Origin of the sequence: Variovorax sp. J31P179 (assembly GCF_030316985.1) — a bacterium.
GTDB classification, from domain to species: Bacteria; Pseudomonadota; Gammaproteobacteria; order Burkholderiales; family Burkholderiaceae_C; genus Variovorax; species Variovorax ginsengisoli_B.
The window spans coordinates 413,739-429,874 of the sequence record NZ_JASZYL010000007.1 but is presented as its reverse complement, the minus strand read 5'-3'; the positions used below and the strand labels follow the sequence as shown (position 1 = coordinate 429,874).

Sequence of the window (16,136 nt, the reverse complement as noted above, 5' to 3'; positions counted from 1 at the left end):
AGGCCCCGCCCGCGCGGGGCTTTTTTTCGTCAGTCGCGCGCGCGGCTCAGCAGCGCATACAGCAGGATGGCGCCGAAGGTCGCGGTGCCGATGCCGCCGAGGGCGAACTGGCCGAACTTGAGCGTGAAGTCGCCGGTGCCCAGGATCAGCGTGATCGCGGCCACGATCAAGTTCTTGTTCTGCGAGAAGTCGACCTTGTTGTCGACCCAGATCTTGGCGCCGGCGACCGCGATCAGGCCGAACACCACGATGCTCACGCCGCCCATCACCGGCAGCGGGATCGCCTGCACCAGGGCGCCGAACTTGGGGCTGAAGCCCAGCACCAGCGCGATCAGCGCCGCCACCACGAAGATCGCGGTCGAATAGATCTTGGTCGCCGCCATCACGCCGATGTTCTCGGCGTAGGTCGTGACGCCGGTGCCGCCGACCGCGCCGCTCACCATGGTCGCCACGCCGTCGCCGATGAAGGCCCGGCCCAGCATCGGGTTCAGGTCGCGCCCTGTCATGGCGCCCACGGCCTTCAGGTGGCCCAGGTTCTCGGCCACCAGGATGATCGCCACCGGCGCGATCAGCAGCATCGCGTTGACCTCGAACACCGGCTTCGAGAAGGTCGGCAGCCCGAACCAGGGCGCCGCCGCGAGCGCACCCAGGTCGATCGGCTTGCCCAGACGCATGCCGTTGGTCAGCACGGCGTAGACCAGGCTGGCGGCGATCAGGCCCATCAGGATCAGCAGCCGCTGCGCCATGCCGCGCGCATAGACCGCGATCAGGCCCACGCTGAGGAAGGTGACGGCCTGCATCCAGGTGTCGAAGCCGGTCGGCGCCATGTTCTTGATCGGCACGCTCGCCAGGTTGAGCCCGATCACCGCGACCACCGCGCCGGTCACCACGGGCGGCATCAGCCGTTCGATCCAGTGCACGGCGACATCCTGCTCGACCTCTTCGACCTCGAGGCCTTCGAGCCCGCGCACCGGCGCCGCCTTGGTGCGGCGCTCGTTGGTGAAGGCCACCAGCACGCCGATCAGCAGGTAGACCGCGCCGCAGGCGATGATGCCGCCGAGCGCCACGCCCAGGTTGGGGTTTGGCCCGGTGCCCGAATAGCCGCTGGCCGCGATCACCACCCCGATGAAGGCGAAGCTGGAGCCCAGGTAGCTCGGCACCCGGCCGCCCGTGATGAAGAAGAACAGCAGGGTGCCGATGCCGCTCATCAGGATCGCGATGTTGGGGTTGAACCCCATCAGGATCGGCGCCAGCACGGTGGCGCCGAACATCGCGATCACGTGCTGCACGCCCATCGCGGCCGTTTGCGGCCATGGCAGGCGCTCGTCGGGTGCGACGATGGTGCCCGCGGTGGCAGACACCTTGCGCCAGCGGGGCAGGTAGGAATCGCTCATGGTCTTCTTCTTCCTCGGTTGTTGTTCTTGGCCGGCGCGCGGGCCGGGGAGCGTTCAGCCAGCCTGCGGGGCCAGCACCGCCATGGTGATGCGCGAGACGCAGGTCAGGTCGCCGGCGTCGTTGTACATGTCGATCTGCCAGACCTGCGTGGTGCGGCCGCGGTGCACCGGCCGCGCCGTGCCGGTGACCCAGCCCGAGGTGACGGCGCGGATGTGGTTGGCATTGATGTCCAGCCCGACCGCGCGCTGGCCCTCGGGCGCCGAGTAGTAGGCGCCGCAGGAGCCCAGCGTCTCGGCCAGCACCACCGAGACCCCGCCATGCAGGATGCCGTAGGGCTGCACGGTGCGATGGTCGACCGGCACGCGGGCGCTGATGGTGTCGTCGCCGATGGCGAGGAATTCGATGCCCAGCAAGGCCGTCGCGGTGTTCGCGTGGCTCCGGGTCAGGGCTTCGATCGAGATGTCTTTCTTCCAGATGCGCATGAAAAGCTCCGTGTCGGGATTGTCAAAACTATAGCGACAAGGTCGCGCCGGCCGGCAGGGCGTAAACGCGCCCATGGCTGACAGCGCACGCGGCCGGGCGGGGCGATGCTCCTCGACATGACCCGCCCCCTGCGATGGATCGCCGGCCTCGCCGCTGCGGCAGCTCTCTTGCTGGGCGGGGGCGCGCTGTTGCTCAACCTGTGGCTGCCCACGGATGGCGAACTGGCGGCGGAAGTCGGTGCCCGCTTCCAGAAGGCTTCAGGCATCGGGCTGAAGGTCGGGTCGGCCCACTGGTCGCTGCGGCCCTCGCCGGTGGTCGTGCTGTCGGACCTGGCGACCGAGCAGCCGGCACCGATCACGGCGCGCCGGGTCGTCATCCGGCCGCGGCTGGCTGCGCTATGGGGGCGCCGCATCGCGATCGAGTCGCTGGAGATCGAGGGCGCCGTGCTGCCGCGGGCCTCGGTGCGCGCCTTCCGCGGGCGCTGGAACGCGGAAGGCGTCGGCGCGCCGGGCCTTCTGGCGGGCGCCGCCTGGACCCTGGCCGAGGTGCCGCTGGCGCGCCTGCGCCTGCGCGACGTGGTCTGGATCGACCGCCGCGAGATCGCGCTGGCCTACGACGCCGACGTGCTGTTCGATCCGGGCTGGCGCCCGCGCGAGGCCGAGCTGCGGCGTGCCGGGCTCACGCCGCCGGCCCGCCTGCGGCTCGAGCGCGAAGGCGGGCAGGACCGCTGGCGCACGCTGATCGACATCGGCGGCGGCACCTGGAACGGCAGCACCGTGCTGCAGGTGCTGGACAACGGCCGCGTTCGCCTCGGCGCCGAGCTCGAGCCCCGGGGCGTCGACGTTGTCGCGCTGCTGCGCAGCTTTGGTCGCCACGCGGCGGTCGAGGGCAAGCTCGGCGGCCAGACCACGGTCGACGCCGAGGGCGCCGATGCCGGCGAACTGGTGCGGCGGCTGCACACCCGCACCCGCTTCACGATCGCGCCCGCGACGCTGAATGGCTTCGACTTCGCCAAGGCGGTGCGCAGCGCCGGCATCAGCCGGGGCGGCCGCACTTCGCTCGACAGCCTCAGCGGCATCCTCGACACCCAGGCCGGCGAGGACGGCACGGTGCTGCGCTACAGCGCCGTCAAGGCGCGCTCGGGCGTGCTGACCGCCAGCGGCAGCGCCACGGTGCTGAACCGCCGCCTCGACGGCGAACTGGCGGTGGACCTGGTCGACGGCGTGGTCGGCGTGCCGCTCAAGGTGGGCGGCACGCTCGATGCGCCCGAGCTGTCGCTGACCGGCGGCGCGCTGACCGGGGCCGCCGTGGGCTCGGCCGTGCTGCCGGGCGTCGGCACCGCGATCGGTGCCCGCATCGGCCAGCAGATGGAAAGGCTGTTCGGCAGCGACGACAAGAAGAAGCCGCCGGCGAAGCCGCATTGATGGCGCTCGGCGACAGCGGCGAGAATCGCGCCGACGCCACGTCCGCGTCCCGTGCCAGCACCGCCCATCCCGAGGTTCCCGCCATGCGCATCAGCAACTCTGTCTTCACGGAAACGATCTTCTGGCTGATGGTGGCCTTCTCGGTGGTGCTGCCGTTCACGCTCTACGCGGTGATGATCTTCAAGCAGGCGATCTCACGCTGGACGGTGCTGGCGCTGGGTTTCTCGCTGGTCGCGATAGCGGCCGTCAACGTCTACTTCCTGCAGCGGCTGTCCAGCCTGGCCGCCGTCACGCCCTCGCTGGCGGACGACGTGTTCTTCGTCTCGGAGATCCGGGTGGCGCTCTACCTGCTGCCGGCGCTGTTCGCCGGGATCGGCATCAACCTGATCTCGCACGTGCTCACCACCCACCTCACGGCCGCCGAACGGCGCTTCAGCGAAACGCATGCGGAGAAGGACGAAGAGGCGGAGGTCTAGGCTCAGCCGTAGCTCTTCTCGAGCTTGAACGCGCCCACCACCTGCGACAGGTTGCCGGCCTGCTCCTGAAGCGACTGCGCCGCGGCCGCAGCCTCTTCCACCAGTGCCGCGTTCTGCTGCGTCACCTGGTCCATCTGCGTGATCGCCTGGTTGATCTGCTCGATGCCGGAGGTCTGCTCCTGGCTGGCCGCCGTGATCTCGCCCATGATGTCGGTCACCCGCTTGACGCTGTCGACGATCTCTTCCATCGTGCGACCCGCCTCCGCCACCTGTTTGCTGCCCTCTTCGACCTTCTCCACCGAGTCGCCGATCAAGGTCTTGATCTCCTTGGCCGCCGCCGCCGAGCGCTGCGCCAGGCTGCGCACTTCCGACGCCACCACCGCGAAGCCGCGGCCCTGCTCACCGGCGCGAGCGGCTTCGACCGCCGCATTCAACGCCAGGATGTTGGTCTGGAAGGCGATGCCGTCGATCACGCCGATGATGTCCACGATCTTGCGCGACGAGGCATTGATCGAACCCATGGTGTCGACCACCTGGCTCACCACGCTGCCGCCCTTGACGGCGACTTCGGAAGCCGAGACCGCGAGTTGGTTGGCCTGGCGGGCGTTGTCGGCGTTCTGCTTCACCGTCGAGGTCAGTTCTTCCATCGAGGCAGCGGTCTCTTCCAGCGAACTGGCCTGCTGCTCGGTGCGCGACGACAGGTCCTGGTTGCCGGTCGCGATCTGCGTGCTGGCGGTCGACACGTTCGCGACCACGCCATGCACTTGCTGCAGCGACGTCTGCAGGGCCGTGCGCATGCCGTCGATCGCACGCAGCAGCAGGCCGGTCTCGTCCTTGGCGTAGCTGGCTTCGGCCGTGCCGCTCAGGTCCATCGCGCCGATTGCCTGGGCGGTGGCCTCGGCGCGGCGCAGGGGCCGCGTGATGCTGCGCGACAGGCCCCAGGCCAGCAGGCTGCCGAGCACCAGCGTGACCGCGGAGCAGACCATCAGCAGGGTAGTGGTCTGCGCGCGCATGGCCTGGGCCCGCTCGGCGGCAGCGTCGAGCGCGGCGCGCTGCAGGTCGACCATCTGCTGGACACCGGCCAGGTAGCTGACCGAGGTCGGTTCGAAGCGCGAGCTGAAGACCCGTTCGGCGCCTTCGAGGTCGCCGGCGAGCTTGAGCTTGCTCACTTCTTCGCGGGCGGCGAGGTAGTCCTTGCGCAACTCACCCACCTTCTGGAACAGCGCCCGTTCCTCGGGCGCGGTCATCTGGCCTTCGATGAACTTCTGCAGTGCGTTGGTGTCCTTGATCGAGGCCGCGGTGGCCGGCGCGAAGTAGGCGATCAGGCTCGGATCGCTGCTCTTGGCGATCGCGGCCGCGCGCTGCACGCCCGAGTTGGTGTGGCGCAGCCAGTCGGAGCCGGCGCGCTCGGTCTTGACGTTGTCGGTCACCATGCCCTCGATCTCGACGCCGAGCTCGCGCAGCTTCAGCACCGCGAACAAGCTGGTGGCGAGGAACAGGGCCAGGATGGCGCCCAGCACGAGGGCCAGGCGCCTGCCTATCGAAAAATTGTTCAAGAACATGGTCGTGATTCCAGAGGGGACGAAGGGAGAACGCCCAGGTATATCGGCAGCCCGCCGAAAAACTTGAGGTCTCGCCCCGTCCGTCAGGATCACGGCCGTCGGGCGCGGCCCGGCTCAGAACTTGTAGGTGACCGCCAGGTACGGAACGATCGGATTCACCTTCAGGCTCGACTCGCTGGTGGCGACCGGGAAGCCGCGGGCCGTGGTGGTCAGCTTGGCCGTGGTCTTCAGCGGAATGTACGAGACCGAGAAGGCCATGCCCCAGTGGGGATCGAACTGGTAGGCGACACCGGCGTTGAACACCGCCGTGAACGAGCTGTCGAGCTTGGCCGTGGTCGCCGACAGGGCCGATGGCGGCAGGCCCAGCCGGTTGGCGAGCGCGCCCTGCAGGCCGGGCGTGAGCTTGACGTCGCTGTACCAGACGTAGGTTGCGCCGAGGCCGACGTAGGGGCGGAACTTGGCTTCGCCGTCGTTGAAGTAGTACTTGGCCAGCAGGGTCGGGCTCCACTGCCTGGCTTCGCCGAGCTCGCCGATCGGGCCCAGCGTGCCTTCGCCCGAGAGCTTGAACTTCGGCGGCACGCCCATCACGCCTTCGACCGCCCAGTGGCTGTCGATGAAATAGGTGAGGTTGAGGCCGAGCGTGTCGGAGGTGCCGACGCTGGCGCCGGAGCCCGGCACCACGGCGGCGATCGGCGAGGTGAAGGTGAGGGGCTTGCTCGAGTCTTGCGGCGCGAAGTGCAGCCAGCCGGCACCGACCTGCCAATCGCCGGCCTTCTGGGCCAGGGCGCTGCCCGATCCGAGGGCGGCAAGGGCTGCGAGTGCAAAAAACTTCGTCTTCATCTGATGTCCGTGTTGGAGTGGTAGCGGGAGGGCTCCATAGGATAAGTTGACTGAGCGAGGGTTCACTTACACGTGTCGCCTCGGTAACAGTTTCGGAACTGGCGGCCAACCCTCAAGTTTTTCCACGATCTGTCGATAACAAGGCTGGTTCTCCAGGGATCTTCTGACCAGGGATCATTCGGCCCGCCTCGTGCGGGCCATTTTTTTGCTTCGGCGGCCGGTCAGACGCGCCGCTCGCCGCGGCCGGAACGGTGGCCGTCGCCATGCCGGGCCCGGGCGCCCTGGCGGAAGAAGGTCGCCCAGTCGCTGCGCTCGCGCACGGCGGCATCGATATCGACCGGCGCGTGCGACAGCGTGACCAGCCGCAGCGCTTCCTCGGTGGGCAGCGGCCGGGTCTCGTACAGGAAGCGCAGCTGGCAGTCGCCGGTGCTGATCGCGTCGCCGTTGGCCAGGGCGCGCTCGCGGATCCGCACCTTGTTGACGAAGGTGCCGTTGCGGCTGGCCAGGTCGGTCAGCACGAAGCGGTCGCCGGTCCAGTGGATCGCCGCGTGATGGCGGCTGACCCCCAGGCTGTCGATGTGGACCCCGCATGACGGATCGCGCCCGATCGTGGTGATCGGCCCCTTGATGTTGACCTGCCGGACGCTTCCGTGGCGGGTCAGGACGATGAGTCTGGACATTTCAATCTCGTTGCTCGGTTGGTTGAGGTGATCGCATTTCGGCAGCGCCGGGCGATTCCTGAAGTCGATCGAGTTCCGAAAACTGAGACTTAGGTCGCGCTCGCGAGGGCCCGGACGCCGGAAGGTGCTCGCAATCGGTTGTTTCGTCCACTACGCTCGGCCCTTTCGGCGAATCTGTTCGCCGTAGCCCATCCCGAGTGTCGGAAAGAACCTGGTAATGAGAAAAGCGCGCAATGTCTTCTACGTGGTGGACGACCACCCGATGATGAGAGACGCCATTGCCCTGATGCTGCGGCGGCTGCAGCCGGCGGCGGGCATCGTCGAGATCGATCGTCTCGACAAGCTGGCCGGCGCGGTCGAGCGCAACGGCGCCGCCGACCTGATCTGCCTCGACCTCAACCTGCCCGACACCAAGGGCTGCGACGGCGTCGAGGCGGCGCGGCGCGAGCACCCCGAAGTGCCGATCGCGGTCTACTCCGCGCTGCCCGCGGCCGACATGGAGGCGCTGTGCCTCTCGGCCGGCGCCGACATCTACATCGAGAAGGCTTCCGACGCCGCCGGCCTGATCAAGGGCCTGCGCAGCGTACTGAAGTCGGAACAGGACAAGGACGAAGCGCCGGCCGCCGCGCCCGAGAGCAGCGCCGGCCTGACCCGGCGCCAGGTCCAGCTGGTGCAGCTGATCGCCGAGGGGCTGGGCAACCGCGAGATGGCCGAGCGGCTCGAGATCAGCGAGGACACGGTCAAGGTCCACATGTGGCGCCTGTACCGCCGCATCGGCGTCAACAGCCGGACCCAGGCGCTGCACTACGCGCGCACCAACGGCCACCTGACCTCGAACGCACTCGCCGCCGTCGCCTGAGCTCGGGGCCGCCGCGGCCCGGCTGTACCATCCTGCCGCAGGGCGCCCGTCGGACGCTCGCCACTCAGGAGAATCCATGATCGGACGACGATTCCTTGCCCTCGCGCTGGCGAGCCTGCTGGCGGCCTGTGCGAGCCCGGTGACCGTCAAGACCGACTTCGACGTCAAGACCGATTTCGGCGCCCTGCGCAGCTACAGCTGGATCGCCGAGCCGGCGGGCGACCCGGCGCTGGTGCCGCAGAGCGTCATCCAGGGCATCGACACCCGGCTGCAGGCGCGCGGCTGGAAGCGGGTCGCCGATGGCGAGGTGCATGTCGCGGCCCACGTGACCACGCGCGACGGCCAGACCTTCAACAACTTCTACAGCGGCATCGGCCACGACCTGCGCTGGCTGGGCGTCAGCGGCGCGCGCGACAGCGTGACCATGTCGGTCGACAACTACCGGGCCGGCACGCTGGTGGTCGACATGTTCGACGCCAAGAGCCGGCGCGCGATCTGGCGCGGGAGTGCCGAGGGCGTGCTGCCCGACGATCCGTCGCGGCTCGACGCCACGGTGCAGCGCACGCTCGACCGCCTGTTCGCCGACTTCCCGCCGGGCGCCCCGAAACGCTAGCGCGGCTGGCAGGCGGCGCGGATCAGCCGCTGGGTCGGGTTCGGCTCGACGTCGCGGAACAGCATCGGCTGGGGATTGGCGCCGTAGTCGACCGTGGACTTCGGGGACCCGCGCCACAGAGGCACGGGATAGAAGGTCGCCTGTACGTAGGAGGCCTTGCGGGCCCGGCAGTCGAACACCACCCGGGATTCATAGGAGCGGTAGGGCAGGCCGTCCCAGTTGCGCCGCTCGGCGGCACGGCTCACGCGCACGTTCATGGTCTTGAGCGCGCCGTCGGCGCGCACCACGACCGGATCGACCTCGACCGTGTCGACGGCGGGATCTGCCGGATTGCCGGTGACGGTGAACCAGGGGGACTGCGCCTGGACCTGGCAGGCGAACAATCCGAACAACACGAACCACCTTCTCACGTCGAGAAATCTCCGCCGGCGATGAATTTTCGATTCTAGCCAGCGGCGGATGCGCGCCGCTTACGCGAGTCTGACCACTTCCGGGTCGTCGGCGTCCGCATGCAGCCGCTCGACCTCGGCGGCGCGCCGCGTGAGCACCGCGCGCTGGTTGATGTAGCCCTTGTCGGTGATCTCGCCGGCGTCGATGTCGGGCGGCGCGCCCAGCACCAGCGCCCGCACCGGCGATTGCGAGGAGCCGGCGCCGGCATCGCGCAGCGTGCGCATCACGCCGAGCAGGGCGGCGTGCAGGGCCTCGCGCGGTTGCGCCGCGGCCTGCGGGCTGGCGAACACCAGCAGCCCGATCTCGCTGCGGTCGTGGCCCGTGACCACGATGTCCTGAACCAGCGGCGCCAGCCGCGACACCAGGTCGACCCGCAGCGTGCCGACCGAGACCCAGGTGCCGCTGGCGAGCTTGAAGTCCTCGGCCACGCGGCCGTGGAACATCACGCCGCGCTCGGGCCGCGCCGGGTCCGCCAGGTAGCCGGCGTCGCCGATGCGGTAGTAGCCCTCGTCGTCGAAGGCCTCGGCGGTCTCGCGCGGCGCGTTGCGGTAGCCCGGGAACACCGACACGCCCTTGACCCGCATCTCCAGCTTGTCGCCGTTGGGCACGAACTTCAGCTCCAGCCCCGGCAGCGGCGCGCCGATGCAGCCGGCGCCGTCGAGCCGCCAGTGCGCCGAGGTGATGGCCGGCGAGGTCTCGGTGGCGCCCCACGAGGTGGTGAGCCACAGCGGATGCCCCGGCCGCACGCGCCGCGCGACCGCCTCCAGCCGCTGCCAGGTCGACGGCGCCAGCGCCGCCGCGGCATAGAAGGCCAGCCGCAGCCGCGACATCACCTCGGCCGCCAGCGCATCGTCGGCTTCCAGGAAGGGCAGCAGCATGTCGAAGCCGCGCGGCACGTTGAACAGCAAGGTCGGGCGCACCTCGCGCAGGTTGCGCAGCGTCTTCTCGATCAGTCCCGGCGCCGGCCGGCCCTCGTCGATGTAGAGCGCGCCGCCATGGCACAGCACCATGTGCAGGTTGTGGTTGCCGCCGAAGGTGTGGCTCCACGGCAGCCAGTCGACCAGCACCGGCTTCTCGTCGTCCAGGAAGCGCCAGGTCTGCGCCATCATCTGCTGGTTGGCGCACAGCATGCGGTGGGTGTTGATCACCACCTTGGGCCGCCCGGTCGAGCCCGAGGTCAGCAGGTACTTGGCATGGGCGTCGGGCAGGATCGCCTCGAAGGCCTGCATCACGGCCGGCGTCTCGGGCGTCTGCAGCAGGCGCTCGAAGGACAGCGCGCCCGGCACGCTGTCGGCATGCCGGCTGAAGACCCGCGCCGCGTCGAGCGCCAGGCCGTCGAGCGCGGCGCCGTAGAGCCTGGCGTCCGACGCATAGACCAGCGCCGGGTCGAGCGCGCGCAGCATGCCGTGCAGCCGCGCCGGGTCCTTGGCCATGCGCGAGTAGGCGCTCGACAGCGAGCAGGCCGTGCGGCCGATGTGCAGGGTCGCCAGCATCAGCACGGCATGGTCGATCGCGTTGTCGGACAGGATCACCACCGGCCGCCCTGCCGGCACGCCGAGGTCGAGCAGGCCCTGCGCCACCGCGCCCACGGCCTGCCGCAGCGCGCGGTAGTCGAGCCGGCGCCAGCCCTCGCCGCTGTCGTCGCGCTCGGCCAGCGCGATCGCGTCGGGCGTCTCGCGCGCCCAGCGCTCGAGCCACTCGCCGACGCAGCGGGCGTAGGGCCGCAGCGCCACCGGCGAGCGCAGGGCGAAGGAGCCGTCGTCGAAGTCGATGCGCAGCGCGCGCGGCGGCGCGATCTGGCGCGCGTCGTCCAGGAAGCCGTTGGGGGCCATACGAGTGTCTCCAGGCCGCTGTCGGGCCTCGTGGTCTTGTCTTATTCGAGCGTGGCCGAGGCGGCCTTGGCGCGGATCAGGTCCAGCAGCAGGGCGTCGCGCGCCGCTTCGAGGTCGGCGCTGCGTCGCCCGCCCAGTTCGTCGGCCATGCCCTCGGCCACCTGGCGCTTGAGTTCGGCCGTCATCGAAGGGGCGCCGAGGTCGTGCCACCAGTCCTCGATCGGCCCGCCCAGGTGGTCGAGCAGGTGCGCGATGCCGCCGGCGCCGCCCGACAGGTGCAGGTTCATGAACGGGCCCATCAGCGCCCAGCGCAGGCCCGGGCCGTGCGCGATCGCGGTGTCGATGTCGGCGACCGTGGCCACGCCCTGCTCGACCAGGTGGAAGGCCTCGCGCCACAGCGCCGCCTGCAGCCGGTTCGCGATGTGGCCCTTGACCTCGCGCCGGACGTGGATCGGGCGCTTGCCGATGGCGCTGTAGAAAGCCATGGCCCGCGCGATCGCCTCGGCCGAGGTGTGCTCGCCGCCGACCACCTCGACCAACGGGATCAGGTGCGGCGGGTTGAACGGATGGCCCAGCACCACGCGCCCGGGGTGCTTGCATTCGGACTGCACCGCGCTGATCGCCAGCCCCGAGGAGCTCGACGCCAGCAAGGTGGCGGGCGGCGCCGCCGCATCCATGCGGCGGAACAGGTCGATCTTGATGTCGATGCGCTCGGGGCCGTTCTCTTGCACGAAATCGGCCTGGGCGACCGCGTCCTCGAGCCGGGCGTGGAAGCGCAGCCGCTCGGTCGCGGCGCCGTCGGCGAGCCCGAAGCGGACCATCGTCGGCCAGTGCTGCGCCACCGCTTCGCGCAGCCGCGCCTCGGCGCCGGGCGAAGGGTCGGTGGCGTCTACATCGAGCCCGCGCGCCAGGAAGTAGGCGGCCCAGCTGGCGCCGATGACGCCGGTGGCGACCACCGCCGCCCGTTTCACGTCCGAAGGCGTGTGGCTCATCTCGGTGCCTGTCATGTTCAGTGCGGCGCGAACTCGGGCCGGGGCGCGCCGACGCGCGGCAGGCCCATGATCTCGCGCGCCTCGGCCGGCGTGGCGGGTTCCATGTCCATCTCGCGGATGATCCGCACGATGCGCTCGGTCAGCTGCAGGTTGGTGGCCAGCTCGCCGTGCCGGTAGTAGAGGTTGTCTTCCAGGCCCACGCGCGCATGGCCGCCCAGCAGCAGCGCCGCGATGTTGGCCTCGAGCTGCGACGGCCCGATCCCGCTGACGCCGAAGATCGCGCCCTTGGGCAGCGTGTCGACCATCAGCTGCAGGTTGCGCGGCGAGTAGGGCATCGCGTTCTGGAAGTTGCGGTGCACGTTCATCACCAGGTTGATGAAGTAGGGCTCGTCGTCCAGCCCTTCCTGGATCAGCGTGGTCGTGTCCTGCAGGATGTGGGTGGGGCTGAACACTTCCCATTCGGGCTTGATGCCGCGCGCCTTCATGCCGGCGGCCAGGGCCCGGCCCTTGGTCAGGGGCGTGTCCATGAGGATCTCGCGGCCCTCGAACGAGAGGTTGAGCGTGGTGGCGTCGAGCGTGCACATCTCGGCGCCGGCGTCCATGCCCTTGATGCGCTCCTCGAAGGCGATCTCCCAGCGGTCGCCCGGCAGCGGCTTGACCATGTCGCCGTGCACGCCGCCGCCGGTGGAGTTGTTGATGACGATGTCGCAGCCGGCCGCGCGGATGCGGGTGTTGATGTCGCGGTAGACGTCGGCGTTGCAGGTGGCGCCGTCGTCGGGGCGGCGGGCGTGCAGGGCGACCACGCTGGCGCCGGCCCGCCAGCAGGCCACCACGTCGGCGGCGATCTCGGCGGGCTGGGTGGGCAGGTGGGGGTTCTGCGACTTGTGGGCCATGCCGCCGGTGGGGGCGATGGTCACGATCACTTTGCGCTTCGACATCGGTGGTCTCCTGTGAACAGCAGGGTATTATTTTTGGCCTGCATCCCCCTGGCAGTCATCGCGACGACATTTTGGATCAGGGTTTACGAGGCGAGGATCGCCCATGCCCCACAAGCCGCACCATCAGAGACAACACGAGTCCCTTTCCCTCTCCATCCCGGGCCTGCTCGAAGTCTCGGGCTGGTTCGCCGAGCTCGATGCCGACGCCCAGGCCCGGGTGCTGGACGAGATGCGCGAGGAGCACGTGGCGGCCGGCGCGGCGCTGTGCCGGCGCGGCGAGACCCCGCTGCACTGGTACGGCACGCTCGAAGGCCTGCTCAAGTGGTCGATCACCTCGGACGACGGCCGCTCGGTGACCTTCGGCGGCCTGTCGGTGGGCAGCTGGTTCGGCGAGGGCACGCTGCTGCGCGCGGTGCCGCGCACGGCCGACATCATCGCGCTGCGCGACAGCCGGGTGGCGGTGCTGCCGATCGAGACCTTCGAGTGGCTGCACCGCACGCAGCTGAGCTTCAACCACTTCCTGCTGGTGCAGATCAACGAGCGGCTGCACTGGTTCATGGGCAACTACGCAGCCCAGCGCCTGCTGGACGCCGACAGCCAGGTGGCCAGGGCGATCGCGGGGCTGTTCCACCCCTGGCTGCATCCGCTGGGGCAGGCGCACCTGGAGACGTCGCAGGAGGAGATCGCCAATCTTTCCGGGCTGTCGCGGCAGCGCTGCAACGCGGCCTTGAACCGGCTGCGGGCGGCGGGGCTGCTGCAGATCGAGTATGGGGGGATCACCGTGGTCGACCTGGAAGGGCTGCGGCGGTTCGTGGACCAGATCTGAGCGGCCGGAAGGCTCAGGCTGTCGGCTCGGCCCGCCGATTCAGCGGCCGGATGACCGCCTCGTAGGCGGCGTTGCCGTCGGGGATCAGCTACGCCGAACTGCTGGCGCAGGTCGAAGCCATGGCCGGCTACCTGCAGCAGGCCTGCGGCGTCGCGCCCACGGATCGCGTGATCGCGACGACGGCAGCAGAGGCGAGCGCAAGCGTCCGAAAGGCGTCTGCGTCAATCCGCGGCAGGATCTTCCATCTTCCAGGAGCGTCGCACGCGATAACTTGCCGAAGGTACGCCGTACATCGCCAAGGCTGTGTCAATTTTCCATCGCAGCAACTGCGTTCGAATTTCATTGCGCTCCAGGGTGCTGGCCTGCAAAGGGCGTGCCTCGCCGGGATCGCTGGCAAGGTCGTAGATCTCCAGAGGGCTGCGGTCGTAGTCGTAGATGTACTTGTGCGGTCCCTTCCGCATTGCGAGAAAGGACCAGTCAATGCTGCTGCTGAAGAAGAGGGCGCGTGAGGCGTCGACGTCGGCCAGCAGAGAGATGCCAGGCAACTCCGCATCCACGACGCGATAGCCGAGCAAATCCGCAAGCGTCGGAAGAATGTCGATCTGCTGCCTGGGTCCGCTCACCTTGACGCCCTCCTTGATGAGGCCCGGTGCGTAAATGACGGCCGGAACATGAATGCCGTCCTGATAGATGGCATTGAACGTCTGCTTGAGGCCGTGCTCGCCAAACATCTGACCGTGGTCTCCGAGAATCACGAATATCGTGTTGTCCAGGAGGCCCAGGCGCTCATATCCCGTGACCAGCGTTTCGAGCACGCTGTCGATGTAACGCAAGCAGTTGTAGTAGTCGTTCAGTATCGGCTTGGTGACGTTCGGGAAATCGATTTTCTTCCAGGAGTCTGGCGTCTCATAGGCGTGATGGCCCACGTTGGTCATGTAGACGGTCAACGAGGGTTTCCCATTCCGACTTTGTGAGGACGCCCACTCCAGGAGGGGCTCGACGATCAAATCGTCTGCCACCCCAAGGTAGTTGGCCTTCGCCTGGGCGGAGGATGTCCTTCATTGTCGAGACCCGGTCGAATCCCATGGCTTCGATGACGTATGAGTCATCCAGCAAATCGAGATGTGTGGGCGTGAAGAACGCGGTGGAATAGCCAATCTCGCCCATCGCACTCACCAGGCTGCGGGTTTTCCGGGGTCGCTCCGCCTTGGCATTCTCCTTGGCCCAGACATGCGTTTCCTCATTCGTCAGCGGATACAGGCCGGTCAGGATCGCATGCCATGCCGCGGTCGTGCGTGGGATGACCGCGTTCATGTCGTCGATCCACATCCCGGAGTTCGCGAGTTTCTGCAGATAGGGCATGGTTGCCAGTTCCGAGCGATGCATCGTGGTCGATGACGCACGTATCGATTCCATCATCACGATCACGACATTCGCCGCGCGGGCCCGGTCCGTGGGCTCGAGAGCCATCTCTGTGTTGTGCCAGCGAGCGTTTCCAGTTCTTTGGTAGGCGAGTTGCGCCTCGTCCCGCAATTCATCGGACAGGCTCGGAAGCGCGCTCTTGTAGAGGGCGTGCAACGTCCCTTCCGTATGCCGCTCGGCCTCCACGAAGCCCAGTGCAGGCACCGGAGCAACCCATGCCGCGAGGCCGAGCGCCCCGCCCAGCGTGGCAGCAGAAAGCTTCGGGACGCGCTGCAATGACGCGCTCGCCAGCCAGCGCCAATGCCATCCCCACCACATTGCCAATACGCTGCCTCCAATCAGCGCAAAGACCCTGAAGGGTGTGGTTTCCGCTCTCACCATTGGCAGGAATTCCATTGGATGCCGGGCTCCAAGGAGCACGATCCGAAAGCTCAGTGGTTGACCCGTTGCAAGCTCGTAGGTCCATTCGATGCCGACCGCGAGACAGATCAGGACAGAACCCCATTGCACGGAACGGACGATGAACCACCGCGCGGACGCCGGCGTGACTGCCAGCAGCGTCGAGATGCCCATGGCTAGAAGCGCCACGCAGACCGCGTCTCGCCAAAGGCACACCAGGAGCATCCACCCGAGTGGTGCGGCGCCCTCGAGCCAGTGCGACAGGGTGGCCAGCGGACTGTCGCGGTGCGCGACAGAGACGCCAAGGACTGCCAGGACAATGATCGACACGCCGATCAGCGGCGCCGTCCAGCGGCGGCCTGGGAAAACGATGCGTTGAATCAGATACCCGGCGAACAGCGCGAACACCAGCCGGAACAGTTTGAGGCTGGAGAGCCAGCGCACTGTCGAAACGAAATCATCCGAATCAGGCATGCTCCCCGCCCACGCCGAGGCGGACAGGACCTTGCTGCTCTTGTCAAAGAGCAGCCATAGAGCCAAGGGTGCCAGGATCACCCAGCCGACCGACCAGACATTGATGATGGTTGGAGGCACGGGGCTCCCATCTCTTCTTTGCATTTCGTTTCTCCATATTCTTTTTGTTACATTTTAGTGACAATAAGCTGGTGAAACGCTTCGGGGGCTCGATATGGCCGTCCACATCCCCAAATGAGGGGATATTCCGGCAAGGATCGGGCATTTTTGGTCGCGCTGGTCTGCGAAGGCGGTCGCCGCTCACAGGCGTTTCGCCGGGGTTTCATGCATGCATACGCGGTGCCGGATCGATCAATTGATCAGCATCTCACTAGCCGCCTCGAAGACCCACGTACGTGGATTACGTGCGCGCTGGGATTGTGAAACGGCGCAACGAAGCTAGTCTTTCGCGCTGCGACCCGACCGATCGCC

16 protein-coding genes are annotated in these 16,136 nt (G+C 68.2%); 5 read left to right on the top strand and 11 right to left on the bottom strand.

From position 1 onward, the window contains the following. Positions 1-29: 29 nt before the first annotated feature. A complete protein-coding gene (locus QTI17_RS20900) occupies positions 30-1,394 on the bottom strand; it encodes a solute carrier family 23 protein (RefSeq protein WP_286535316.1) in 1,365 nt (454 codons plus the stop codon). A 54-nt stretch (positions 1,395-1,448) separates the two neighbouring features. Then, entirely contained in the window at positions 1,449-1,877 is a 429-nt protein-coding gene (locus tag QTI17_RS20895) for a hotdog fold thioesterase (protein WP_286535314.1), read from the bottom strand. A gap of 117 nt (positions 1,878-1,994) precedes the next feature. On the opposite strand from QTI17_RS20895, the gene QTI17_RS20890 reads away from it, so the two are divergent. Further along, positions 1,995-3,302 (top strand): AsmA family protein, encoded by a 1,308-nt coding sequence (locus QTI17_RS20890; protein WP_286535313.1) that lies wholly within the window; start codon positions 1,995-1,997, stop codon positions 3,300-3,302. A gap of 83 nt (positions 3,303-3,385) precedes the next feature. Next, positions 3,386-3,778 carry a hypothetical protein gene (locus QTI17_RS20885; protein WP_286535312.1) on the top strand — a complete coding sequence of 131 codons (393 nt, stop codon included), beginning with the start codon at positions 3,386-3,388 and terminating at the stop codon, positions 3,776-3,778. A 2-nt stretch (positions 3,779-3,780) separates the two neighbouring features. On the opposite strand, the gene QTI17_RS20880 is transcribed toward QTI17_RS20885, so the two are convergent. From QTI17_RS20880 to QTI17_RS20870, 3 genes are all read right to left on the bottom strand, one after another. Continuing rightward, positions 3,781-5,340, bottom strand: coding sequence for a methyl-accepting chemotaxis protein (locus QTI17_RS20880; protein ID WP_286535311.1), 1,560 nt, complete (start codon positions 5,338-5,340; stop codon positions 3,781-3,783). Between the two features lie 114 nt (positions 5,341-5,454). Continuing rightward, complete coding sequence (locus tag QTI17_RS20875) at positions 5,455-6,180, bottom strand: OmpW/AlkL family protein (protein ID WP_286535310.1); 726 nt, start codon at positions 6,178-6,180, stop codon at positions 5,455-5,457. Between the two features lie 221 nt (positions 6,181-6,401). After that, a complete protein-coding gene (locus QTI17_RS20870) occupies positions 6,402-6,860 on the bottom strand; it encodes an FHA domain-containing protein (protein ID WP_286535309.1) in 459 nt (152 codons plus the stop codon). A gap of 217 nt (positions 6,861-7,077) precedes the next feature. Between QTI17_RS20870 and QTI17_RS20865 the strand changes: the two genes are divergently transcribed. Both QTI17_RS20865 and QTI17_RS20860 read left to right on the top strand, forming a co-directional pair. Continuing rightward, positions 7,078-7,719, top strand: coding sequence for a response regulator transcription factor (locus QTI17_RS20865; protein WP_286535308.1), 642 nt, complete (start codon positions 7,078-7,080; stop codon positions 7,717-7,719). Between the two features lie 76 nt (positions 7,720-7,795). Next, complete coding sequence (locus QTI17_RS20860; RefSeq protein ID WP_286535307.1) at positions 7,796-8,332, top strand: DUF4136 domain-containing protein; 537 nt, start codon at positions 7,796-7,798, stop codon at positions 8,330-8,332. Here the strand turns inward: QTI17_RS20860 and QTI17_RS20855 are convergent. The 4 genes from QTI17_RS20855 to QTI17_RS20840 form a co-directional block, all read right to left on the bottom strand. Further along, positions 8,329-8,727 (bottom strand): surface-adhesin E family protein, encoded by a 399-nt coding sequence (locus QTI17_RS20855; RefSeq protein ID WP_286535306.1) that lies wholly within the window; start codon positions 8,725-8,727, stop codon positions 8,329-8,331. The genes QTI17_RS20860 and QTI17_RS20855 overlap by 4 nt on opposite strands. A gap of 75 nt (positions 8,728-8,802) precedes the next feature. Then, positions 8,803-10,614, bottom strand: a complete 1,812-nt coding sequence (locus QTI17_RS20850) for a feruloyl-CoA synthase (RefSeq protein ID WP_286535305.1) — start codon at positions 10,612-10,614, stop codon at positions 8,803-8,805. Positions 10,615-10,655: 41 nt separating this feature from the next. Then, on the bottom strand, positions 10,656-11,606 hold the full coding sequence (locus QTI17_RS20845) for a 3-hydroxyacyl-CoA dehydrogenase NAD-binding domain-containing protein (RefSeq protein WP_286535304.1): 951 nt from the start codon (positions 11,604-11,606) through the stop codon (positions 10,656-10,658). A gap of 17 nt (positions 11,607-11,623) precedes the next feature. After that, positions 11,624-12,544: a beta-keto acid cleavage family enzyme gene (locus QTI17_RS20840; RefSeq protein WP_286535303.1), complete on the bottom strand. Its 921-nt coding sequence runs from the start codon at positions 12,542-12,544 to the stop codon at positions 11,624-11,626. Between the two features lie 103 nt (positions 12,545-12,647). Here QTI17_RS20840 and QTI17_RS20835 point away from each other — a divergent pair, with 103 nt between their 5' ends. Continuing rightward, on the top strand, positions 12,648-13,370 hold the full coding sequence (locus tag QTI17_RS20835) for a Crp/Fnr family transcriptional regulator (protein WP_286535302.1): 723 nt from the start codon (positions 12,648-12,650) through the stop codon (positions 13,368-13,370). A 221-nt stretch (positions 13,371-13,591) separates the two neighbouring features. Here QTI17_RS20835 and QTI17_RS20830 read toward each other — a convergent pair whose 3' ends face one another. Together QTI17_RS20830 and QTI17_RS20825 are read right to left on the bottom strand one after the other, a co-directional pair. Then, on the bottom strand, positions 13,592-14,389 hold the full coding sequence (locus QTI17_RS20830) for a sulfatase family protein (protein WP_286535301.1): 798 nt from the start codon (positions 14,387-14,389) through the stop codon (positions 13,592-13,594). After that, positions 14,277-15,785 (bottom strand): sulfatase-like hydrolase/transferase, encoded by a 1,509-nt coding sequence (locus QTI17_RS20825; protein WP_286535300.1) that lies wholly within the window; start codon positions 15,783-15,785, stop codon positions 14,277-14,279. The genes QTI17_RS20830 and QTI17_RS20825 overlap by 113 nt, the downstream gene beginning before the upstream one ends. Positions 15,786-16,136 lie beyond the last annotated feature (351 nt).